Annotated in this window: 23 protein-coding genes; 19 read left to right on the top strand and 4 right to left on the bottom strand. The window is 64.7% G+C overall.

Features of this window, described 5'->3' with window-relative positions; translation table 11 throughout:
• Nucleotides 1-157: 157 nt before the first annotated feature.
• The 15 genes from thyX to dapF all read left to right on the top strand — a co-directional run bounded on the left by thyX (nucleotide 158) and on the right by dapF (nucleotide 15,832).
• Nucleotides 158-868 carry an FAD-dependent thymidylate synthase gene (gene thyX / locus E3O45_RS16095; protein ID WP_134444437.1) on the top strand — a complete coding sequence of 237 codons (711 nt, stop codon included), beginning with the start codon at nucleotides 158-160 and terminating at the stop codon, nucleotides 866-868.
• An 88-nt stretch (nucleotides 869-956) separates the two neighbouring features.
• Nucleotides 957-1,934 carry a 4-hydroxy-tetrahydrodipicolinate synthase gene (gene dapA, locus E3O45_RS16100; protein WP_092449909.1) on the top strand — a complete coding sequence of 326 codons (978 nt, stop codon included), beginning with the start codon at nucleotides 957-959 and terminating at the stop codon, nucleotides 1,932-1,934.
• Nucleotides 1,935-2,111: 177 nt separating this feature from the next.
• Nucleotides 2,112-3,173, top strand: a complete 1,062-nt coding sequence (locus E3O45_RS16105; RefSeq protein ID WP_174843105.1) for an efflux RND transporter periplasmic adaptor subunit — start codon at nucleotides 2,112-2,114, stop codon at nucleotides 3,171-3,173.
• Nucleotides 3,170-3,865, top strand: a complete 696-nt coding sequence (locus E3O45_RS16110; RefSeq protein WP_134444439.1) for an ABC transporter ATP-binding protein — start codon at nucleotides 3,170-3,172, stop codon at nucleotides 3,863-3,865. Before E3O45_RS16105 ends, E3O45_RS16110 begins: the two co-directional genes overlap by 4 nt.
• Nucleotides 3,862-5,091: an ABC transporter permease gene (locus E3O45_RS16115; protein WP_134444441.1), complete on the top strand. Its 1,230-nt coding sequence runs from the start codon at nucleotides 3,862-3,864 to the stop codon at nucleotides 5,089-5,091. Before E3O45_RS16110 ends, E3O45_RS16115 begins: the two co-directional genes overlap by 4 nt.
• A 99-nt stretch (nucleotides 5,092-5,190) precedes the next feature.
• Nucleotides 5,191-8,091 (top strand): DNA translocase FtsK, encoded by a 2,901-nt coding sequence (locus E3O45_RS16120; RefSeq protein ID WP_134444442.1) that lies wholly within the window; start codon nucleotides 5,191-5,193, stop codon nucleotides 8,089-8,091.
• A gap of 3 nt (nucleotides 8,092-8,094) precedes the next feature.
• A complete protein-coding gene (gene pgsA, locus E3O45_RS16125) occupies nucleotides 8,095-8,688 on the top strand; it encodes a CDP-diacylglycerol--glycerol-3-phosphate 3-phosphatidyltransferase (RefSeq protein WP_134444444.1) in 594 nt (197 codons plus the stop codon).
• The gene (locus E3O45_RS16130) at nucleotides 8,675-9,250 is read left to right on the top strand and encodes a CinA family protein (RefSeq protein WP_134444446.1); all 576 of its coding nucleotides are present in this window, start codon (nucleotides 8,675-8,677) and stop codon (nucleotides 9,248-9,250) included. Before pgsA ends, E3O45_RS16130 begins: the two co-directional genes overlap by 14 nt.
• 156 nt (nucleotides 9,251-9,406) lie before the next feature.
• A complete protein-coding gene (locus tag E3O45_RS16135; RefSeq protein ID WP_092449897.1) occupies nucleotides 9,407-9,730 on the top strand; it encodes a helix-turn-helix domain-containing protein in 324 nt (107 codons plus the stop codon).
• 103 nt (nucleotides 9,731-9,833) lie between these two features.
• Nucleotides 9,834-10,058, top strand: coding sequence for a DUF3046 domain-containing protein (locus tag E3O45_RS16140; RefSeq protein WP_092449895.1), 225 nt, complete (start codon nucleotides 9,834-9,836; stop codon nucleotides 10,056-10,058).
• Nucleotides 10,059-10,375: 317 nt separating this feature from the next.
• On the top strand, nucleotides 10,376-11,521 hold the full coding sequence (recA, locus tag E3O45_RS16145) for a recombinase RecA (RefSeq protein ID WP_134444448.1): 1,146 nt from the start codon (nucleotides 10,376-10,378) through the stop codon (nucleotides 11,519-11,521).
• 39 nt (nucleotides 11,522-11,560) lie between these two features.
• On the top strand, nucleotides 11,561-12,256 hold the full coding sequence (locus E3O45_RS16150; RefSeq protein ID WP_134444450.1) for a regulatory protein RecX: 696 nt from the start codon (nucleotides 11,561-11,563) through the stop codon (nucleotides 12,254-12,256).
• Nucleotides 12,257-12,332: 76 nt separating this feature from the next.
• Nucleotides 12,333-13,937, top strand: coding sequence for a tRNA (N6-isopentenyl adenosine(37)-C2)-methylthiotransferase MiaB (gene miaB, locus E3O45_RS16155; protein WP_134444451.1), 1,605 nt, complete (start codon nucleotides 12,333-12,335; stop codon nucleotides 13,935-13,937).
• Nucleotides 13,938-13,942: 5 nt separating this feature from the next.
• Nucleotides 13,943-14,941: a tRNA (adenosine(37)-N6)-dimethylallyltransferase MiaA gene (gene miaA / locus E3O45_RS16160; protein ID WP_241985406.1), complete on the top strand. Its 999-nt coding sequence runs from the start codon at nucleotides 13,943-13,945 to the stop codon at nucleotides 14,939-14,941.
• A gap of 9 nt (nucleotides 14,942-14,950) precedes the next feature.
• A complete protein-coding gene (gene dapF, locus E3O45_RS16165; RefSeq protein WP_134444453.1) occupies nucleotides 14,951-15,832 on the top strand; it encodes a diaminopimelate epimerase in 882 nt (293 codons plus the stop codon).
• Nucleotides 15,833-16,004: 172 nt separating this feature from the next.
• On the opposite strand, the gene E3O45_RS16170 is transcribed toward dapF, so the two are convergent.
• Nucleotides 16,005-16,613, bottom strand: a complete 609-nt coding sequence (locus E3O45_RS16170; protein WP_134444455.1) for a class I SAM-dependent methyltransferase — start codon at nucleotides 16,611-16,613, stop codon at nucleotides 16,005-16,007.
• A 40-nt stretch (nucleotides 16,614-16,653) separates the two neighbouring features.
• On the opposite strand from E3O45_RS16170, the gene hflX reads away from it, so the two are divergent.
• On the top strand, nucleotides 16,654-18,234 hold the full coding sequence (gene hflX, locus E3O45_RS16175) for a GTPase HflX (RefSeq protein WP_104132428.1): 1,581 nt from the start codon (nucleotides 16,654-16,656) through the stop codon (nucleotides 18,232-18,234).
• A 239-nt stretch (nucleotides 18,235-18,473) separates the two neighbouring features.
• Here hflX and E3O45_RS16180 read toward each other — a convergent pair whose 3' ends face one another.
• The 3 genes from E3O45_RS16180 to E3O45_RS16190 are packed head-to-tail and all read right to left on the bottom strand — an operon-like array spanning nucleotide 18,474 to nucleotide 21,066.
• Entirely contained in the window at nucleotides 18,474-19,493 is a 1,020-nt protein-coding gene (locus tag E3O45_RS16180) for a GTP-binding protein (RefSeq protein WP_134444457.1), read from the bottom strand.
• 54 nt (nucleotides 19,494-19,547) lie between these two features.
• On the bottom strand, nucleotides 19,548-19,973 hold the full coding sequence (locus E3O45_RS16185; protein ID WP_134444458.1) for a (2Fe-2S) ferredoxin domain-containing protein: 426 nt from the start codon (nucleotides 19,971-19,973) through the stop codon (nucleotides 19,548-19,550).
• 43 nt (nucleotides 19,974-20,016) lie between these two features.
• Entirely contained in the window at nucleotides 20,017-21,066 is a 1,050-nt protein-coding gene (locus E3O45_RS16190; protein ID WP_134444460.1) for a GTP-binding protein, read from the bottom strand.
• A gap of 47 nt (nucleotides 21,067-21,113) precedes the next feature.
• Here E3O45_RS16190 and E3O45_RS16195 point away from each other — a divergent pair, with 47 nt between their 5' ends.
• From E3O45_RS16195 to E3O45_RS18150, 3 genes are all read left to right on the top strand, one after another.
• Entirely contained in the window at nucleotides 21,114-21,239 is a 126-nt protein-coding gene (locus E3O45_RS16195) for a ribosomal protein bL36 (RefSeq protein WP_134444462.1), read from the top strand.
• Between the two features lie 289 nt (nucleotides 21,240-21,528).
• On the top strand, nucleotides 21,529-21,828 hold the full coding sequence (locus E3O45_RS16200; RefSeq protein ID WP_134444464.1) for a helix-turn-helix transcriptional regulator: 300 nt from the start codon (nucleotides 21,529-21,531) through the stop codon (nucleotides 21,826-21,828).
• Nucleotides 21,829-21,933: 105 nt separating this feature from the next.
• Nucleotides 21,934-22,230: a hypothetical protein gene (locus E3O45_RS18150; protein ID WP_134444466.1), complete on the top strand. Its 297-nt coding sequence runs from the start codon at nucleotides 21,934-21,936 to the stop codon at nucleotides 22,228-22,230.
• Nucleotides 22,231-22,344: the final 114 nt, after the last annotated feature.

Below are 22,344 nucleotides of genomic sequence, written 5' to 3' on the forward strand. Positions count from 1 at the left end.
CGCTACGCGGGCGTACTGTGAATCTCGCACTGTGACGAGAGATTACGCCGGCTCACGGTGTGGCCCGGCCCCTACCTGCGGTGGATGCGACTAACCTGATCCAGTGTCTGATACCGCCGAACAAGAGCCCCGCCCTGAAATCGAATTTAGATCGGAAATGACCGTCGAACTCGTGCGCGCGAGTGCCCACGACTCCGATGTGCTGTTTGCCGCCCGGGTATCGACCCTGGGGGAGCAGACCCTGGAACAGAGTCAGCTCGAGGGGTCCGAGAGCGAGGCCGACGAGAAACGCGACCGCGGCCTGATCAATTACCTCATGCGCGACCGCCACGGCTCGCCGTTCGAACACAACTCGATGACGTTTTACGTGCGCGCGCCCATCTTCGTGTTCCGCGAGTTCATGCGGCACCGCATTGCCTCCTACAACGAAGAATCGGGCCGCTACCGGGAGCTGGGCCCGGTGTTCTACGTACCCTCCAACGAGCGCAACCTCGTACAGGTCGGCAAGGCCGGCGCCTATGACTTTCTGCCCGGAACCGCCGAGCAGACCGCGTTGGTGCAGCAGCAGACCCGTGCCGCCGCGATTCACGCCTACGAGGCGTACCAGCGGATGCTCTTAGCCGGCGTCGCGCGCGAGGTCGCCCGCATCGTGCTGCCGCTGAACATCTACTCCTCGATGTACGTCACACTCAACGCTCGTTCGCTGATGAACTTTCTCAGCCTGCGCACTAAGCGGGAGGGTAGTCAGTTCCCGTCCTTCCCGCAGCGTGAGATCGAGATGTGTGCCGAGCAGATGGAGACGCACTTCGAGAAACTGATGCCGCTGACCCATGCATCCTTCAATAAGAACGGTCGCGTTTCGCCGTAACGAGATTTCGTTCAGAAGTGCCCGGTTCACACGGGCACTTTTTGGGCTCTCGCCGGGCGGAGGGCGTGGAGACGATAGCCTGTAGCTCGTGTCTACCTCTACGAATCCCTTTGGCCAGGTGCTGGTCGCACTGGTCACCCCGTTTACCTTTGATGGCGAAGTGGACTGGGCTGGGGTGGAGAAGCACATCGACGACGTCATCAACGCCGGGGCCGATGGCATCGTTGTCACGGGCACGACCGGTGAGACCAGCACGCTGACCGACCCGGAGAAGATCCGCCTGGTCGAGGTCGGCAAGTCGGTCGCCAACGGCCGCGCCAAGATCATCACCGGCGGTGGCTCAAATGAGACCGCTCACGCCATGCAGCTGGCCCGGCAGAGTGAAAAAGCAGGTGCGGACGGCAATATGATCGTCACGCCGTACTACAACAAGCCGACCCAGGCCGGTATCCTCACCCACTTCCGCATGATCGCGGATGCTACCGACCTTCCGGTCATTCTGTACGACATTCCGGGGCGCACCGGCGTCGCGATCGCCTACGAGACCATCCTGCGCGCGGCCAAGCACCCCAATATTCTGGCTATCAAAGATGCCAAGGGCGACTTCGCCCAGGTCAGCCGGGTACTTAACCAGACCGACCTCCTGTACTTCTCCGGCGACGACCCCAACGTTCTGGCACACCTCTCGATCGGTGCGACTGGCCTGATCGGCGTGACCGGCAATATCACGGCCACCCCGTACCGGCACATGGTCGACGCGGTCAACCGTGGCGACCTCAAGGTCGCGACCGCCGCCCATCAGCAGCTCGAACCACTCGTGCGCGCCGTGATGACACACGTTCCCGGCACCGTGGCGGTGAAGTACATTTTGCACGGCCTCGGGCGCATCGGCAGCCCGCGGGTGCGCCTGCCCCTGGTCGGCCCGGAGGACTCCGAAGCCGCTCAGATCGAGGACGAACTCTCGCTCGTGCAGGACATCCCCGGCGTGGACTTCTCTAACTTCCGTCCGGACCGCAACGCTGCGGCCGGCGGATCGCTCCCCAAGGTCGCCGGCACCACCCGCTAAAGCATTGATCGTGCTCGCGGCCCTCGTTAACGTTCGCGGCACCCGTCCGTAGGGTCGCCGCGAACTGCAACGAGTGCCGCGAGCCCGGCAAACCCAGCGAGCGATGCACCTTGCCACAAAACGCTAGGCTCAGGCCATCGAGCTTGACCAGGTCCGGTCGGCCGGGTGGGGAGTCTCGTGAATATTGCACGCAAATGGGTTTTTCCCATACTTCGATTGATCGTGATTGCGGCCATCGCCGTTGCCTTGGTCAAGATTGCCTTCTACCCAGACGCCGCCGCCGACAGCAACCCGGCCGAGCCCACCGGCGTCATCGTCGAGCCCCAAATTCCGGTGGTTCTCGGAACGATCAGCAACGATGTCACCCTCCCGGGCACGGTCAGTGCCGACCCGGCCGTCGCCATCAAGGCGACCGCCGTCGGAACGGTCGACGAGATCTTCATCGCGGCTGGCCAGGCAGTGAACAAAGACGACAAGATCTACGACATTCGGGTTGAGACGATCAAGGATCCGGTCGAAACAACGGATGCCGACGGCAACGTGACCATCACCCAGCCGAAACCAGTGGTCACCTTCGCCAAGGTATTCGCGCCGATCACCGGAATTCTCAGCTCGCTCACCGTGATTCCCGGTCAGAGCGTGGCCGTCGGCGACGCCACCGGGCAGGTTGCGCCGCCGAGCTTCTCGGTGAGCGGCGCACTCAGCCCCGAGCAGCAGTATCGGCTGCTGAGCAAGCCGACCGAGGCATCCGTTGCGATCACGAAGGGGCCGGCACCGTTCACCTGTACCGGCCTGACCATCACCACCCCGCTGGCCGGGGAATCGGCCGGTGGCGACGGGGGTGTCGGTGGCGAAGCAGGAATGGGCGGCACCACCGTCAGCTGCGCCATCCCGGCCGAGGTGACCGTGTTCGCCGGCCTCGCCGCGCAGATCACCATCGCCGCCGGCCTCGCCGAAAACGTGCTGGTCGTACCGACGACCGCTGTCGAAGGCTCGGCCGAGACCGGTGTCGTCTGGTTTGTGCTGGCCGACGGCGGCACCGAGGAACGACCGGTCACGCTCGGCATGACCGACGGCGTCAACGTACAGGTGATCGACGGACTGATCGAGGGCGATGTGATCAATCAATTCGTGCCGGGTGCCCCCGTGGCACCGGGAGCCGACGGCTGCGATACCCAACCCGATGGCAGCCAAGTCTGCTACATGCCGAGCATCTCCAGCAGAGCGATCTCCCATTGAGTCTTCTACATCTTGAGGGCGTCACCCGCACCGTGCAGCTCATCGATGCGCCGCCGCTGACGATTCTCTCCGGCATCGACCTCGACGTCGACGTGGGCGACCGCGTCTCGATCGTCGGCCGTTCGGGTTCGGGCAAAACCACCCTGCTCAACCTGCTCGGGCTGCTCGACAACCCCACGAGCGGCACCATGCTGTTCGAAGACCGCCCCGTGCAGTCGTTGTCCTCCGGCGCGCGGGATCGGTTGCGCGGCCGAGAGGTCGGCTTCATCTTTCAACAGTTCAACCTGCTGCAGGGACGCACCGCCCTCGAAAACGTCATGACTCCGCTGCTCTACGCGGAGGGCCGCCAGTTCTGGCAGCGCACCCGAATCGCCACCGAGATGCTCGAACGCGTCGGGCTCGGCGACCGGCTCGGCTCACTGCCCGACAAGTTGAGTGGCGGTGAGCAGCAGCGGGTGGCGATCGCCCGCTCGCTCGTGCGCGGCCCACGGCTGATTCTCGCCGACGAACCCACCGGCGCTCTCGACCTCGAGACCGGCGAAACGGTGATGGACCTAATCGACGAGGTCGCCACCGAATCCGGCGCAGCCCTCGTCACCATCACGCACGATCCCGCCATCGCCGCCCGAGCCAGCCGACACCTGCGCCTCGACCACGGCGTGCTGCAGGCCACCAGCACGGTGCCGGCATGAAGCGCGCCGTCAGCAATCTGGTAGGCGCGGTGATCGAGGCCTGGCAGGAACTGCGCATCCACAAGACCCGCGTCATGCTGTCGCTGATCGGTGTCGCGGTCGCCGTCTGCGCCATCACCACCGTGGTCGGGCTTGGCGCGGTCGCCCAACAGGCGACCGTCGAATCGAGCGAACGCTCCGGTGGGCGCGCCGCGAGCCTCTTTCTGTCGGCATCGATGAACGATGGCTCCACCCCGCCGGGAATGCCCGAAATCTGGCGGACTGCCCTCGAACGCTACCAAATCGACTACGCCAGCCGGGTCGTGAACGCCAGCCAGACCGTGCAATTCGCCGACGGAGCCGTACCGGTGCAGACCCTCGGCATCGACCCGCCCTACGGTACCATGCACCGCATCACCCTCGAAGAGGGCGCCTGGTTTACCGAGGACGACCAGGCCAGGCTCGCCCCTGCCGTGCTGGTCAATTCCATCTTCTACAACCGTCTCGGTAGACCAGACCTGCGCACGCACCCGACCGCGACCCTGATCGGTGAACGCACCACGACGGCCGTCGTCACCGGCGTCTACCCCTCACTCTCGTGGGAGACCGAACCGGCCATGTACATGCTCGCCGACGCACTCACTGCCATTACGCCCGTCGTCAGCGACCCGAACCTCCAACAATTCGGACCGCCGTCCTACGAGCTGTGGGTGCCCGTTGACGTGTCGGAGCAGCTGGTGACCGCGCTGCAACGCGACGTACAGGGCGCGCTCGGAAGTGAAGCATCCGTTTCAGTGAACCGGCAGGACTACGCGGCGTACCAGGACACCGACCCCTACCTCTCGCTCAAACTCACGGTCGGCGCCATCGCCGGGCTGGTGTTGCTGCTCGGCGCGCTCGGCCTGGTCAATATCGCCCTGGTCACCCTCAAGCAGCGCATCCGGGAGATCGGCATCCGGCGCAGCTTCGGCGCCACGGCCGGGCGGGTGTTCTTCGCCGTGATGATGGAAAGCGTCGTCGCGACCGTCGTCGCCGGAATCGTCGGCGTGATCGGAGCCGTCCTCATCGTCAAGAGTCCTTTTGTCGAGGATTTCATCAGCCAGGGCCAGGTCACCGACTTCCCGCCGTTCCCGGTTGAGGCAGCCATCCTCGGCCTGGTCTGCGCCACCGTCGTCGGCGCCCTCGCCGGGCTGATCCCCGCGCTCGTCGCGGTGCGTGTCAAGGTGATCGACGCCATCCGCTATTAGCAGCAAAACGGATGCCGCGGCCAGGCTTTCGCGGACCAGCCACGCGGGCCGTAGGCGTGGGGCCGAGGGAATGTCACCGGTGCTTGGTAGCGTTATTTCATGGCTACGAGCACTAAGTCGACCGGGCGTGCCCGCACCCCCGCAGCGAAGGGCGCTCCGGCGCGCAAACCCGCAACGCGGGGAGCCGGCGGCACGGCCGCGCAGAAGACCGTCAAATTCACCGCCGTCGAGGTGAAACCAAGCCTCGGAGCCCGCGCCTGGATGGGCCTGGCCCACCTGACCGGCGGCGCAGCGCGTGCCCTCGGCCCCGAAAAACTCTCCAAAGACGAACGCCGTGACGGTCTGCCGTTCTTTCTCGTTCTGCTCGCCATCTCCGGCGCCATCGTCGAATGGTTCCTGATCAATAACGTCGTCGCTCAGCGGCTCGACGCCTACACCTTCGGCGGATTGTTCGGCCGGGTCGCCTTCGCCCTCCCGGTCATCCTTCTGCTGTTCTCCGTCTGGCTGTTTCGCAAACCGAGTTCGGTGCACGACAACGGTCGCATCGGCATCGGGCTAAGCCTGCTGCTCGTCACCATCTCCGGGCTCTGCCATATCTTCGGCGTGCAACCCGAGCCGCAAGACGGCATGCCGGCCCTCGCCCTGGCCGGCGGCGTGATCGGCTGGATGATTGCCGCCCCGCTCATTCTCCTGACCACGTCCATCGGCGCGACCATCGTCGTCATCCTGCTGTTGCTGCTGAGCCTGTTCATCATCACCAAGACGCCGCCGAATCGCATCGGTCAGCGCTCCCGCGAGCTCTACGACTGGCTGTTCGGCGCGCAACTGACCGACGACGAAGAACGCGCGGCCGCCAGCAAGGGTGCCAAATCGGGCAAGACCGTTCAGGTCGAACTCGACGGGGTCGACGAAGACGGCCCGGAGGGCGCGCTGCCCTGGTGGCGCCGCAACAACAGCAAGCGGGAGGAAGACCCCGACTTCGGAAGTGCACTCTCGACCGAAAAACGAGGTGCCGACGCCAAGGCGGCGGACACCGCCGACCCGATGAGCGTGCTGCTCGGCGGCAACCAGTCCCGCGGCGGTTTTGACAGCGCGATCGAACCCGAAGTCACCGACCGCACCGCCCCGCCGGAACGCGACCATTACGGCACCGAGGTGCTCGAAGACCTGCGCAAGGCCGAGCTCGCCGTCAAACGATTCACCGGAGAGGTCGACCTCGGCGCGGGTCCGTCCACCGGCCTGCACTCTGACGACCCGGCCGGCCACACCGAGGTCCTTCCCGGCTTCGACGACGTCTTCCCCGAACTGAGTCAGGCAGTGGATGCCGACGGCGCGACTCTGCCGCCTCTCGCCTCCACAGATCCCCACCCGGCCATTCCGTATCTCGTGCCGGCAGCATCCACTCTCACCGCCGGACCGCCAGCCAAGGCCCGCTCGGCCGCCAACGACGACGTGGTCAAGTCGATCACCGAAGTGCTGCGTCAGTTCCAGGTCGACGCGAAGGTCACCGGGTTCTCGCGTGGCCCCACGGTCACCCAGTACGAGATCGAACTCGGCCCGGGCGTCAAGGTCGAGCGGGTGACCGCCCTGAGCAAGAACCTCTCCTACGCGGTCGCCTCGAACGAGGTGCGCATTCTCTCGCCGATTCCCGGCAAGAGCGCCATCGGCATCGAGATTCCCAACACCGACCGTGAAATCGTCACCCTCGGCGACGTGCTGCGCTCGAATACCGCCACCAACGCCACGCACCCGATGACCATCGGCGTCGGTAAAGACGTTGGCGGTGGCTTCGTCATCGCCAACCTCGCGAAAATGCCCCACCTGCTCGTGGCCGGTTCCACCGGTTCGGGAAAGTCGAGCTTCGTCAACTCCATGATCACAAGCCTGCTGATGCGGGCCAAGCCGAGCGACGTGCGCATGGTGCTGATCGACCCGAAACGGGTCGAGCTCGCTGCCTACGCCGGCGTGCCCCACCTGATCACGCCCATCATCACGAACCCGAAGAAAGCGGCCGAAGCGCTGCAATGGGTCGTGAAAGAGATGGACATGCGTTACGACGACCTCGCCAGCTTTGGCTTTCGCCACATCGACGACTTCAACAAGGCCGTCAATAACGAGGAGATCGTGCTGCCGGTCGGCAGTGAACGCAAGCTCAAGCCGTACCCGTACCTGCTGGTCGTCGTCGATGAGCTGGCCGACCTCATGATGGTCGCCCCGCGCGACGTCGAAGACTCGATCGTGCGTATCACCCAGCTCGCCCGCGCCTCCGGTATCCACCTCGTGCTCGCCACGCAGCGTCCAAGCGTCGACGTCGTCACCGGGCTGATCAAGGCCAACGTGCCCTCCCGGCTCGCCTTCGCCGTGACGAGCGTCACCGACTCCCGAGTCATCCTCGACCAGCCGGGCGCCGATAAGCTCATCGGTCAGGGGGACGCGCTGTTCCTGCCAATGGGCGCGTCCAAGGCCGTGCGCGTGCAGGGCGCCTGGGTAACCGAAGACGAGATCGAAAAGGTCGTCAAGCACGTCACCATGCAGGCCAGGCCCGACTATCGGCCCGATGTCTCCATGGTCGCCCCGCGTAAAGAGATCGACTCCGACATCGGCGACGACCTCGAAGTGCTGCTCGCCGCCGCAGAACTCGTCGTCTCCACCCAGTTTGGGTCCACGTCCATGCTGCAGCGCAAACTGCGGGTCGGCTTCGCCAAGGCCGGCCGCCTGATGGACCTGCTCGAGTCTCGCGAAATCGTCGGCCCCTCCGAGGGCTCCAAGGCCCGCGACGTGCTCGTCAACGCCGAACAGTTGCCGAGCGTGCTCGCCCGCCTGCGCGGCTCCGACGACGAACAGCACGCCCTCAAGGCGCAATCCGACGATTCCCGTGCAGCCGCGGCACCTGACCCGCGCTACGCCGACGACCCGGTGGAGAAAATGTCGCAGGGGTATCCTGAGGTCGACGGCACCGAGGACGACGAGGATGCCTGGAAACTAACGGGCAGGGACTGAACCATGGCATCACCGCAAGCATCCGTCGCCCGCCCGAGCAACTGGAACCTGCCCAACCTGATCACGGTCGTACGCATCCTGCTCGCCCCCGTCTTCATTTGGATGCTGCTGGCCGACAACGGCGCCCACGACGCACTGCGCTGGGCCGCCGCCGTGCTGTTCATCATCGCGATCGCCACCGATGGAATCGACGGCATGATCGCCCGCCGCCACAACCTCGTCACCGACCTCGGCAAGATCCTCGACCCGATCGCCGACAAGATCCTCACCGGCGGCGCCCTGGTCTGCCTCTCCATCCTCGAAGAGTTGCCCTGGTGGGTGACCATCGTCATCCTGGTGCGCGAAATCGGCATCACCGTGTTTCGGTTCGTCATGCTGCGTGACCGGGTCATTCCGGCCAGCCGCGGCGGCAAGCTCAAAACCATTGCCCAGTCCGTGGCTATCTCGCTAGCGCTACTCCCGTTCCAGCTGGTCTTCGGCGACTGGGTGGACTGGGTCAACACGGCCACCATGACCATTGCTCTCGTACTGACCGTGGCATCCGGGCTTGACTACCTGCTGTCGGCCTGGCGACTGCGCAAGCATGACGTTGCCTGACTCGGCCGACTCGATCGACCTCCCCGACGTCACCCTTCGCGCCCGCACCGCTTCAGGCGATCTGCAAGCGGATGCAACGGCCGATTTGATCGCGCAACTCGCCATTCGGCACCTCACCATTGCGGTCGCCGAGTCACTGACCGGCGGGCTGCTCGTGGCCGAACTCGTACGCATCCCTGGGGCATCCGTTGTGGTGCGCGGGGGAGTCGTCGCCTATGACTCGGACCTCAAACGGAGCCTGCTTCAGGTCGACAGCAGCGTGCTCAACGTTCATGGCCCCGTGCACGCCGACGTCGCCAAGCAGATGGCCGTCGGTGTGCGCACACTCCTCGCCGTCAATGATGTGCGCGCCGACGTCGGAGTCTCCACGACGGGCGTGGCCGGACCGGGCCCCGATGGTGGCCACCCGGCCGGAACCGTCTACATCGGGCTCTCCAAAGGCACCGGATCCTGGGCGGTGCCCCTGCAACTTGATGGAGACCGAGCCGAAATTCGCACCGAAACGGTGCGCCAAGCCATCCTTGCTGTGCGTGCGCTGATAGCGCGCGGTGACGCGGAATAGTTCTTCTTACAGGCTGGTTACATCGAAGGAATACACAAGCAAAGTCCAACGTCTTTCGGTTAGTGTCAGCTTGTCAGAGGAATGACGTAGTGTAGGCACCAACTGGAACTCCAATAGTTTGGGCTCGAGTTATTAAGGTATAAGAAGGAGGTTCCGATGATTCTTGTTCGTCAGGAAATCGGCGATGTGCTCAGGGACTTCCGCCTGCAAAAGGGGCGTACCCTGCGTCAGGTCGCAAGCAAAGCCAGCGTCGCGCTCGGCTACCTCAGCGAGGTAGAACGTGGACAGAAAGAAGCCTCCTCGGAGATTCTCGCGTCCGTGGCCGATGCACTGGAAACCCCGATTTCGGTCATCATGCGTGAAGTTGGTGACCGTCTCGCCGTCATCGAGGGAATGGATCAGTTCCCCGACACGGTACCCGACGACCTCGTCACCACGTTCGATTCCGGGCTGATGTCGTTAGACAGCGGCGCGCGCTAGTCGCCCCACCGATTCAAAACAATAAGTCCACCGTCGACACCTTGTGTCGGCGGTGGTTGTCTTTCAGGAGTGTGTGTGTTCAGATTCGGGTGGAGCCAGCGCCGTGCGATTGAGTGAATTTCGCACCGCGCTGAAGGAAGAATTCGGCGACGGTTACGGCCGAGTGCTCACCCGTGACCTCGTGCTCACCCCGCTCGGCGGACGCACGGCCGATCAGGCACTCGCAGCCGGCGTCCCGGCCCGTGACGTGTGGCTGGCACTGTGCGCCGCGGTCGACGTGCCTCGCAGTCGTTGGTACGGCGCCGGCATCCCGGCCCCTCGCCTGTAACAGACTGGACTTCACCTTAGGCCTCTGATTCGACACGCCGTGCACAATATCCGGGAATGCTCGAATACCTGTTCGGCTTTGATAGGCTCCTCAACAGCAGACTTTCTGACAGGTTCTCCACTGGTCGATCGTGCTCCCGGCCAATGTCGGAGGTGCGGCGTACAGTCGAATTTGTCAGAGAAAGTCGGCGATTGCCTTGTCGAAACGGGCATCGGGGTCCTCTCGATGACCGGGCCGACAGCCTATAGGCGCCACCATGCACGTCCCGAAGCTCCGTTCAAAGCTAGCGACCGTGCAGAACCCAGGAGATGAAGACCATGGCATCACAAGCGAACCGCGAGAAGGCCCTCGAAACCGCCCTCGCGCAAATCGATCGTCAGTTTGGCAAGGGCTCGGTCATGCGCCTCGGCAGCGACGAGCGTGCCCCCGTTGAAACCATTTCGACTGGGTCGATCGCGCTAGACGTCGCGCTCGGCGTAGGTGGACTGCCGCGTGGCCGCATCGTGGAGATCTACGGTCCGGAATCCTCGGGTAAGACCACGCTCACCCTGCACGCCATCGCGAATGCGCAGAAGAACGGTGGCATCGCCGCGTTCATCGACGCGGAGCACGCCCTCGATCCGGAATACGCCAAGAAGCTCGGCGTCGACATCGATGCTCTGCTGGTCTCGCAGCCCGACACGGGCGAGCAAGCCCTCGAAATTGCTGACATGCTCGTGCGAAGTGGGTCCATCGACCTCATCGTTGTCGACTCGGTTGCTGCCCTCGTGCCGCGTGCTGAGATCGAGGGCGAGATGGGTGATTCCCACGTGGGCCTCCAGGCCCGGCTCATGTCGCAGGCGCTCCGCAAGCTCACCGGTGGTTTGAGCCAGACCAACACCACCATGATCTTCATTAACCAGCTGCGCGAAAAGATCGGCGTCTTCTTCGGTAGCCCCGAGACCACGTCGGGCGGTAAGGCACTCAAGTTCTACGCGTCGGTGCGCCTCGACATTCGCCGCATTGAAACCCTCAAAGACGGAACCGAAGCCATCGGTAACCGCACCCGGGTCAAGGTCGTCAAGAACAAGATGGCACCGCCCTTCAAGCAGGCTGAGTTCGACATCATCTATGGCATCGGAATCTCGCGCGAGGGCAGCCTGATCGACTTCGGAGTCGACCAGGGCATCGTCAAGAAGTCCGGTGCCTGGTACACCTACGACGGCGACCAGCTCGGCCAGGGTAAAGAGAACTCGCGCAACTTCCTGCTCAAGCACCCCGAGATGGCCAACGAGATCGAGAGCAAGATTCTGATCAAGCTCGGCATCGGCCCGGAGGGCATCGCGGCCAAGGCCGCCGAGAAGGCCGCAGCGGCGATTGTCGCCGAGGCCGAAGCGAAGGCTAAGGCGGAAGCGGATGCGGCGGCGGTACTCGATGGTGGTCCGGTCGCCATCAAGGCACCGGCAGCGCGCAAGAGCGCCTAACCGAGACCACGGAACGACAACGAAAGGCAGGTCACGGGAATGGTTCACTTCGAACCCAAGAATGACGCAGCACCACAAGCAGACGCCGGCTTGGCTCCCGTGACCTACCTGCCCGGTGCGGCCCCGGGAATGAAGCGCCGCTCGCCGCTGCAGGCAGCGGCCGGCGAACCCGACGCTGAGACCGACGCTGAGACCGACGCCGCCGAAGTCGAAGTCGACGCCGAGACCGATGCAGACGCCGACGCGCTCGACCAGCGTGAGCGGGCCGAGAAGGTGCTGTTGCACCGGTTGCGTGGCCGTTCCCTGTCCACCGTCGAGGCCCTGCTTGTCTTGAACGGCACCGGGGTAGACTCCGGCGAGGCGAGTGAGATCATCGAGAAGTTCATTCAGCTGCAGTACCTCGATGAGGCCAAGCTCGCCGACCAGATCATTCACAGCCACAACGTGCGCAAGGGTCTCGGTCGCACCGGTGTTGAGGCTGAAATGCGGCGGCGCAAGCTCGATCCGAGCGTCATGATGGACAAGCTCGAAGAGCTTCCCGACGACGAAGCTGAACGCGCCATCGACTTGGCCACCAAACGCATGGGTCAGATGGAACGTTTCGACGACCAGACCATAGACCGTCGACTCACCGGTTTTCTCATGCGCAAGGGCTATAGCTCGGCCGCCGTACGCTTGGCAGTCAAAGCCGCAATGGACAGCCGCGGTGGCGGCTCGCGTGTGCGCTTCCGCTAATGCTGCCGCCCGTTATTCCTGACCGCGCGTCGCACACGGCTCGCACACCGAATTGCTCGCGTAAACTATACCCACTATGAGTATCGTCGCCCCCGCACTTGCCCGCCGAACCGTGATCACCCCCTCGGTAGCCGCGATCGACGCCTCGGGGCGTGCGCGTACCTATGAGGTGCGCACCTTCGGCTGTCAGATGAACGTGCACGACTCCGAACGCTTGAGCGGCTCTCTCGAAGCCGCCGGCTACGTCTCGGCGAACGGTGGGGAGGCCGACATCGTCGTGATCAACACCTGCGCCGTGCGAGAGAACGCCGACAATAAGCTCTACGGTAACCTCGGCTACCTCGCCTCGGTCAAGCGCAAGCATGAGGGCATGCAGATTGCCGTCGGCGGGTGCCTCGCGCAGAAGGATAAGAACACCATCCTCGAGAAGGCGCCCTGGGTGGACGTCGTTTTCGGAACGCACAACATGGGCTCTCTTCCGAGCTTGCTCGAGCGGGCCCGCCATAACGGTGAGGCGCAGCTCGAGATTCTCGAGTCGCTCGAAACCTTCCCGTCCACCCTGCCGACCAAACGTGACTCCAGCTACAGCGGCTGGGTCTCCATTTCGGTTGGCTGCAACAACACCTGCACTTTCTGCATCGTGCCTGCCCTGCGCGGCAAAGAAAAAGATCGCCGTCCGGGCGAGATCCTCGCCGAGATTCAGGCCCTCGTCGACGACGGCGCCATCGAGGTCACCCTGCTCGGGCAGAACGTCAACTCCTACGGCGTTGAATTCGGCGACCGCCTCGCCTTCGGTAAGCTGCTGCGCGCGGCCGGCAAGATCGACGGGCTGGAGCGCATCCGCTTCACCAGCCCGCATCCAGCCGCGTTCACCGATGATGTCATCGACGCCATGGCGGAGACGCCCTCTGTTATGCCCCAGCTGCACATGCCCCTGCAGTCCGGGTCCGACCGCATCCTCAAGTCAATGCGCCGCTCCTACCGTTCGGCGAAGTTCCTCGGCATCCTCGACCGCGTGCGTGCACAGATGCCACACGCCGCCATCAGCACCGACATCATCGTTGGCTTTCCCGGCGAAACGGAGGAAGACTTTCAAGAGACCCTACGGGTCGTTGAACAGGCTCGCTTTGCCACTGCGTTCACCTTTCAGTACTCGATTCGTCCGGGTACCCCGGCCGCGACGATGGCCGACCAAGTTCCCAAGGCCATCGTGCAAGACCGCTACGAGCGTCTCGCCGCCCTGCAGGAACGTATCTCCCTCGAAGAAAACCAGGCCGTGATCGGTCGCGAGGTTGAACTGCTCGTCGCCAACGGCGGTCGCAAGGACAGCGACACCCACCGCCTGAGTGGGCGCGCCCCCGACAGCCGGCTCGTGCACTTCGACGTGCCGGCCGGTTCGCCACGGCCGCGTCCCGGCGACGTGGTTACGGTCGTTGTCACCCAGGCCGCACCGTTCCACCTGATCGCTGACTCGACCACCGAAGCGCCCCTGCGCATCCGTTCCACCCGTGCCGGCGATGCCTGGGACCGCCTTGAAGCCGAATCCTGCGGCGTTCCGTCACACGGTGGAGCAGCTGGCGGTGCAGGTCCGGTCTCGCTTGGCCTGCCGACCATCGGTCTGCGAGTCGAGAGCGGCTCGAGCACCATCCCCATCTACAACGTGAACGACGACGAGCGTTAGGAACGGTGTCGCCTGAGAAACCGGTGCCAGCCGAACCATTGGGGTCAGCTGCCTCGCCGGTGCTGATCGCGATCGTCGGATCGACCGGCACCGGTAAGTCGGCGTTGTCCCTTGATCTGGCCGAACGGCTGATCGCGCGCGGCCAGCCGGCCGAAATCGTCAACGCCGATGCCATGCAGCTCTATCGCGGCATGGATATCGGCACGGCAAAACTCACTCTCGCGGAACGCCGCGGAATTCCGCACCACCTGCTCGATGTGCTTGAGGTGACCGCCGAGGCCACCGTGAGCAATTACCAAACGGATGCCCGTGCAGCGATCACCGAGATCATCGCGCGTGGCGCGGTGCCGATCCTGGTCGGCGGCTCGGGATTGTATGTCTCCTCGGTCGTGTTCGACTTTCGGTTTCCCGGCACTGATCCGGAGCTGCGCGCCCGGCTCGAAGCGGAGTTGATCGACATTGGACCCGGCCTGATGTACGCCCGGCTGCAGGCCGTCGACCCGCAGGCTGCACAGAGCATCGGCCCGAGCAACGGCCGCCGCTTGGTGCGGGCGCTAGAAATCGTTGAGCTGACCGGTGCCCCACACCTGGCCGCCCTGCCGGACGAGCCAGTTTACTGGCGCCCCAGCGTCTTGCTCGGCCTCCGCACCGCGCGTGAACAACTGACCCCTCGGCTCGACGCCCGAGTAGAGCGGATGTGGGCGGCCGGCATCGTCGACGAAGCACGCGGGCTGCTCGCGGGCGGCATCGAAGACGGCGTGACGGCGAGCCGCGCGATCGGCTACGCCCAGGCCCTCGGCCAGATGCACGGAACGCTCGGCCAGGCCGAGGCGATCGAGGCAACCCAGCAACTCACCCGCCGCTATGCCCGCCGCCAGGTGAGCTGGTTCAAGCGCTACGCCCACACGCACTGGATCGAATCCGACGCGGCCGACCGGGTCGATGACGCGCTCGCTCACGTCGACCGCGCCGTGACCGCAGAGTACGCAGCGACCGCCCCGTAAACTGGCAGCATGGGCATCACTCTGAACTTCACCAAGGGCCACGGCACGGGGAACGACTTCGTGCTGTTCGCCGATCCAGACGGAAAACTGGAACTGACCCCGGCACAGATTCGTGCCGTGTGCGACCGCAAGTTCGGAGTCGGTGCCGACGGCATTATCCGTGCCGTGCGCAGCCAGAACCTGCCCGACGGTGCTGCCGCCCTCGCCGAAGACGACGCGGCCGAGTGGTTCATGGACTACTGGAATGCCGACGGTACCGTCTCGGAAATGTGCGGAAACGGCATCCGTGTCTACGCCAAATTCCTGATCGAAAACAACCTTGCCGAGCTGTTACCCGGTGACACCCTCATTATCGGCACCCGCGGCGGCGTGCGCGACGTGCAGCGCAACGCCTCCGGTTTTCAGGTCGACCTCGGTCGGTGGAAGCTCGACGGCACCGAGCCGCTCGTGCGCACCAAGAACCTGCCCGTGGCCCGTCCGGGCCTCGGCATTAACGTCGGCAACCCGCACACGGTTGTCGCACTCGCCGACGACGACGAGCTGGATGCCGCTGACCTCACCTTCATTCCGCAGCTCGACCCGGAACCAGTCGGCGGCGTCAACATCGAATTTGTGGTGCCGAACGACCCGCTCGTCGTCAACGGCGTTGGGCGGTTCCGCATGCGCGTGCACGAGCGTGGCAGCGGGGAGACGCTGTCGTGCGGCACCGGAGCGGTCGCGGCGGCCCTGGCTACCCGGCACTGGGCCGGGGAAGCGGCACCGCACCAGTGGCGGGTCGAGGTTCCCGGCGGCGTGCTCGGGGTACGGATGTTCCCGGCCGAGGATGGCGAGCACGTGTCGCTGTCCGGGCCGGCGGAGCTGGTGTTCGACGGGGTTCTGAACCTGGGCTGACGCCGGTTTCTGGGGGTGGGGCCGGGCCGGCGGGTCATCCGCTCCTCGCTCAAACATTCGGACCTTCCGGGAGGTCTCCGCTAAAAGCGTGCGGAAACCTCCCAAAAGACCCGAAAATTCGTAACCCCGCGGAAAACCCGGCCGCCCGGTAGGTTGACCGGAATTTGGGGGATTAAGAGCGGTGCACCTGGAGTACTCGGAAGCCCTTGCTGATGGCCTCGCGGGTGGTCTCAAAGGTGTCGGGGAGCTCGGCAGCGAGCCAACGCTGGAGTGAGTCAGAGCCGAGGTTTCGCTGGATGACGAGCCAGGCATCCGCTTCGGATTCGAGGCGGGGCAGCCAGGTTTGCATGAGGCCGTGCAGCTCGTCCTTGCCGACGCGGATGGGCGGATTCGACCAAATGGTGCGAAAGCTGATGTCTGCGGGCACGTCGGCGGCGAGCACGGCCTTGACGTTGGTCAGGCCGAGGGTCGCGGCGTTGGTGCGCACGAGGTCGAGTGCGCGCTCGTTCACGTCCACGGCCCACACGGTGGCCTCGGGGGAGGCCAGAGCGAGGTGCAGCGCGATCGGACCCCAGCCGCAGCCAAGGTCGAGAAAATGACCGGTCAGGGGCGGCTCGGGGGCGTATTTCAGCAGTACTTCGGTGCCGGTGTCGATGTGGGCGGGGCTGAACACCGAGTTGGCGGTCGTGAGTTCATGATCCTGCCCGTGCAACTGCACTGTGATCTGTCGGGTTTTCAGTACGGTGCCGGGCGCCGGAGAAAAATAGTGGTCGGACGACATAGGAGGAACCTTTCAACTTCGTTGAACTAAGGTTAACGGGATGAATGATCCAACGGCGCCCCGCGGCAACGACGCAGTAGAAAACGAGCCCGTAGAACCGGCACTTGACGCCGATGATGTCGTGGCGCGCGTGTTGGCCAGCGCCGACAGTAAGGCTGCCGGCTATTCCCTGTTCCGCAGCGGATCGGCTCAGGCCCTGCAAACGCAGGCCTCCGGTGAATATGACGGCAGCGACCACGACGGTGACCAGTCCGAACGTGCCGACCGCAACGCCCTGCGTCGCGTCGGCGGCCTCTCCACCGAGCTTGAAGACGTCACCGAAGTGGAATACCGCCAGCTGCGCCTCGAAAACGTGGTCCTGGTGGGCGTCTACACGCACGGCACCGTCGACGACGCCGAAAACTCTATGCGGGAACTGGCCGCTCTGGCCGAGACCGCCGGCGCAACCGTGCTCGACGGTTTGCTCCAGCGTCGGGCCACCCCCGACCCCAGCACTTACCTGGGCAAGGGCAAGGCCCAGGAAGTCGCCGACATCGTCAAGGCGCTCGGCGCCGACACCGTCATCGCCGACACCGAACTCGCTCCCAGCCAGCGGCGTGCCCTCGAAGACGTGGTCAAGGTCAAGGTCATCGACCGCACCGCCGTGATCCTCGACATTTTCAGCCAGCACGCCAAAAGCCGGGAGGGCAAAGCGCAGGTCGAACTGGCGCAGATGGCCTACATGCTGCCGCGCCTGCGTGGCTGGGGTGACTCGATGTCTCGCCAGGCCGGTGGCCAGGTCGGTGGCACCGGGGCCGGAATGGGCTCGCGTGGTCCCGGTGAGACCAAGATCGAACTCGACCGTCGCCGCATTCACACCCGGATGTCCAAGCTGCGCAAGCAGATGGTTGAGATGAAACCCGCTCGCGAGGCCAAACGCGCCAATCGCAAGCGCAACTCCGTTCCCTCGGTCGCAATCGTCGGTTACACGAACGCTGGCAAGTCCAGCTTGCTGAACCGCATCACCAAGGCCGGTGTGCTCGTCGAGAACTCCCTCTTCGCGACCCTCGATGCCACCGTGCGAAAGTCGACGACCGCCGACGGCCGCCTGTACACCCTCACCGACACGGTCGGCTTCGTGCGCAACCTGCCGCACCAACTGGTTGAGGCGTTTCGTTCGACCCTGGAAGAAGTTGCCGATGCCGACGTCATCGTGCACGTGGTGGACGGCTCCCACCCCGACCCGGTCGCGCAATTGGCGACCGTGCGCGATGTTATCTCCGAGGTCGGCGCCCGCGACATACCCGAACTGGTCGTCTTCAATAAGAGCGACCTGATCAGCGACGATGACCGGCTTGTGCTGCGCGGCCTCGAGCCGAAGGCGACGTTTGTCTCGGCCCGAACCGGTGAGGGTATCGAAACCGTGCTTACCGCGGTAGCGCTGTTGTTGCCGACACCGCAGATCGAACTCGACCTGCTCATTCCCTACGATCGAGGCGACCTCATCGCCGTGCTGCACGATCAGGGCCGCATCGAGGCGACCGAGTACGTGGAAGCCGGTACTCACGTGACGGCGTTCGTCACCCCCGAGATCGAGCCCCAGTTCGCCCCGTTCGTGATTCTGTCCGCGCTCTCCGCGTAGCTGTTCGGTTTAAGTAGGGTGGACGCACGAGGAAACGATCTATTCCGCGGTTCCTTGTTTTCCTCGTCGTAGTAGTTGCATCTAGTTCCGCTCTCATGCTGGTCGCTCCGGCCAGTCTTGTTGCGCGTAGCCGTCGGGGTCGAGGGTTCGGCTGAGGCGTTTCCAGTGGCGGCCGGGCCCGCGAGCGGGGCGTCACCCTGACCGATACGTCCTGCGGTTAGTGGGCCGTGTCAAATTGGTCAGAGGCTCAACCGACGCAGCCGGGTGAGCCGACGGAGACCGTCGTTGGGTGAAAGACTTCGTGCCGGGTTGACGGCGCTTTCGAGGCGGTTGCGCACCGACGCCACGTTTAGATGCATCCCGATCGCGACCAAGCCGTCTTCGCCCGATCCGACCGGGTGCGGGGCGATGTGGATGTGCCGGCCGACGACGTTGACCGAAATTCGGCGCCGACGGGATCCAGCCCCTACCGTGACCGCACCCTTTAGCCGGTACACCCCATCGGGCGGGTGCTCAAGAAGATCCACCAGCCGACCGGCGTCCACCGGCGCAAGGGCCGTCACCGTCACGGCGTCGGCATGCGGGTGGGGGTGTAGGTCGCGAACCGGGCCGGAGCCGAGCAGCGCGGCGAACGATAGCTCGCCATCTGGAGCCGGTTCGAGCGCCGCGTCGAACACTAGCGCGGGGTCGAGGCGCCCCTGGGCCGTGCTGATAATGCGAGCCGAGGGATTGCGCTGCCGAATCCGATTGACGATGCGCGCGACCGCGGCTTCTCGTTCCGGCGGCGGGATACGGTCGGTCTTATTGATCACAATGAGAGACGCCGCGGAATACCGCGCCAGCGCCAGGACACCGGTGTCGATGGTCTTGAAGTGTTCTACGGCGTCTACGATATCCACGAGCCCGCCGGGTCGTACCCTGGCAACTCCGCTGTAGCGGATGAGGTGGGCAAGAGCGGACGGCTCGGCCACGCCACTGGCCTCGACGATCACGGCGTCCAGTCGCAGCCGCGGCTGGGTGAGCGCATCGAGGGCGCCATCAAGGCCGCCCGCGTCGGGCAGGCAGCACACGCATCCGCCACTGATGCCCGCCACCTCATCGATTTGGCCGATCGCCAAGCCAGCGTCGACGTTGAGGACGCCAAAGTCGTTGATGACGACGCCCAGACGCGCGCCCGGGGCGCGCAGTAAGTGATTGAGCACCGTGGTTTTGCCGGCGCCGAGGTGGCCCGTCAGAGCGATCACCGGAACTTGCCGCACAGTGGATGCCTCTCCTTCATTCGGTCGCGCCGCCGGCGGTCCAGCCGGCCCTGCCTACCGCTTATTAGGGTGGGCCTGGATGGGTTTGCCGACGCCGAGGACGGCGTCTTGCAGCAGGAGGGGTATGTCGTTGGCTGGCATTTCGCCGGGTAACGGTCCGCCGCAGCGAATCCACCCGAGGAGCGCGTCCAGGATTGCGGGCCGGTCCACGCCACCCAGCCAGACGGATGGTCCGGTCGTGCCGGTGACTCCATCGCGGCGGGCAACAGCGGCGACTGCCCCATTGGCGCAGGCGCCCAAGCAGGGTGCGGACACGAGCACGGCGCCGCGACCGCTCACGATCGTGGTGCGCACTCTGTCGGTGCCGGTCTGGTCATCGGCCAGCCGGTGCAGAGCCTCGCAGCGGTGTCCGGTGCAGAGAGCGACGAGTGGGCCGCTCGCGCCGGGAACGATCGAGGTGTGAGTGTGGGGGCTGGTCATAGTTGTCTCCCTTGCGGTGTGTTGCGGATGGGGCGGTGCCGATTCAGTCGTCATCCTGGTCGAGGTCCCAGGCCGGGAACGGGTCGGTCAGGCTCCGCCACTCCTTGGGACCGCCGATGAACTCGCGATCGTCGAGCAAGCAAGCGTCAAGGTTCGCGGTGAGTCGGACGCCGTCGAGGTTTCGGCCGAAGAAGGCGATCTCCTGACCCCATGGCGACTCGGGGTCGTGGCTGCCCATGCTGGTCGGCTCGAATGCGATGGTGGGACCGGCGCTGTCCCACGACCCGACGACGTGCGGGCGCGATGCCAGTCTGAACAATCCACGGGAGCGGAGGATCTCGCCGGACTCGGTGGACGTGTCGTTGAGGAAGCTGGCGAGGCGGCCCGGGTGAAAGGGGCGGGGATCCCGGTAGACGACGCAACCGAGACCGGTGCGGCCCGAAGCTAACAGCCCCTCGCCGTTCAGCTGCCGGATCCAGCCGGGGCTCTGCTGCAGCCACGTGAGCATGTCCACCCGGGGTGGCAACCACGCACTGACCGAGCTGTGCCCGTGACGGGCGAAGACCACCTGGCAGGACGGGTTGAGCAGTCTCACGAAGTCGCGCAGGTCCGCGCACTCGTCGGCGGTGGAGAGATCGGTCTTGTTGATCACCACCACGCTGGCCCACTCGATCTGTTGCACGAGGGCGTCGGCCACCGTGCGGTCGTGCTCACCGTGGGCGGCGCAGGGCTGCGGTGGCTCTGGTGCAAGTTTATCGCTGCGTATGTCCCGCCAGAAGCTGGACGCATCGAGCACGCTGACGAAATTTCCCAGGCGGATGCCGCCGGCTTCCGAGTGCAGAACGAGGTCACCGCCGGCGGCCACGACCGCGACGGCCACCTCGAGCGGCACGGCGGATGGGTGGATCTCCAGCATGACCTCGCGCCAAGTGCCGGTGCCAGTGCCGGTGCCCGCGATGGCCCCACTGACGGTGGCCCGATCGGCGCCGTCCAGACTAATGCTGGTTCGGCCGCTCGCGCGAGCGATGGAAGACTTACCGGCGCCGGCGAGGCCGCTCACGAGGTTCAGGGTGAGGAATGAAGGCGATGTCATGCCTGCTACTCTAATTGATATTTATTCTCAATAAGGAAGAAATGGTCATGAAGGTACGCAATTCGCTCAAGAAGCTCCCTGGCGCCCAAATCGTGCACCGGCGCGGCCGGGTGTTCGTGATCGACAAGAAGAACCCGCGCCTGAAAGCCCCAGCCGGCTGGTCCTACCCGTAACCGGCCGGCCATCGACTTCGTAGACGCGGCAGACCTGTCAATCGGTGAGACCGCCCCCTCCACCAAGCCGCCGGAGCACCCGTTGAGATCGCAGTCATCACCGACAGCTCCACCGCTGCGGGATGCCGTCATGCTGCCAGGTGGTGGTCCAGCAAACCCCATCCGCGCATGAAGCCGCGACAAGCGTGACAATACGGCACCACTCGAGTCTTCCCTGCCGCCTGCGGAACATGCCCAACCCGGGAACGAATACATCGTCGATCGCTTATGGATGTGGTTATCTGTACTTATGACGGACGAAGGTGTCACCCGAGCAGCCGAACTCTTCAAGGCCCTCTCGTCCTCCTCGCGCCTGCGAATTCTCACCCTCCTCAGTGCGTCACCGGCTACCGTTACCCAACTCGTTGCCGCGACAGGGCAGTCGCAACCCCTCGTGTCCCAACACCTCAAGACGCTCCGCCTCGCAAATATCGTCACAGTGGTCAAGGTCGGACGCGAATCCACATACACGGTTGCCGACTCCCACGTCACCCATGTCGTCGAGGACGCCATCAGCCACGTTCTCGAGGACCCCGCTGACAACTCCTGATATCAGGAACCATTACCGATTGCATAAACGCATTGCCATTTACTTATGCATCTGGTTGGCTAGAACTACTAGCAGTTGCCTAGACGGATCCACAAGGAGAACAGCATGCCCCTCACCGACACCCATGCAGAGCACGCGGTCACGGACCACCAACACGGCGACAACTGCGGCCACCAAGCCATCAGCCACGACGACCACACGGACTACGTGCACGGCACGCACCACCACGCCTTGCACGGCGACCACTACGACGAGCACGAATCCAAGGCCGAGCACACGCCCCACGCCCACGCTCACGGCACTGACTGCGGCCACGAGGCCGTGAATCACGACGACCACGTGGACTACGTCCACGACGGCCACAAGCACGCCGAGCACGACGGCCACTACGACGAGCACTAGCTAGACGGCGGGGTGTGTCTCAGTAACGGTGTTTCCGGCGTTTTTCATTAGTAGGATTCTGCGTTCGGCCAGCGGTCGTGGAAGGTGATGGCGAAGGCGTTGAGAGCGGGCTTC

Origin of the sequence: Cryobacterium sp. TMS1-20-1 (assembly GCF_004402355.1) — a bacterium.
In the GTDB taxonomy this organism is placed as follows: domain Bacteria; phylum Actinomycetota; class Actinomycetes; order Actinomycetales; family Microbacteriaceae; genus Cryobacterium; species Cryobacterium levicorallinum.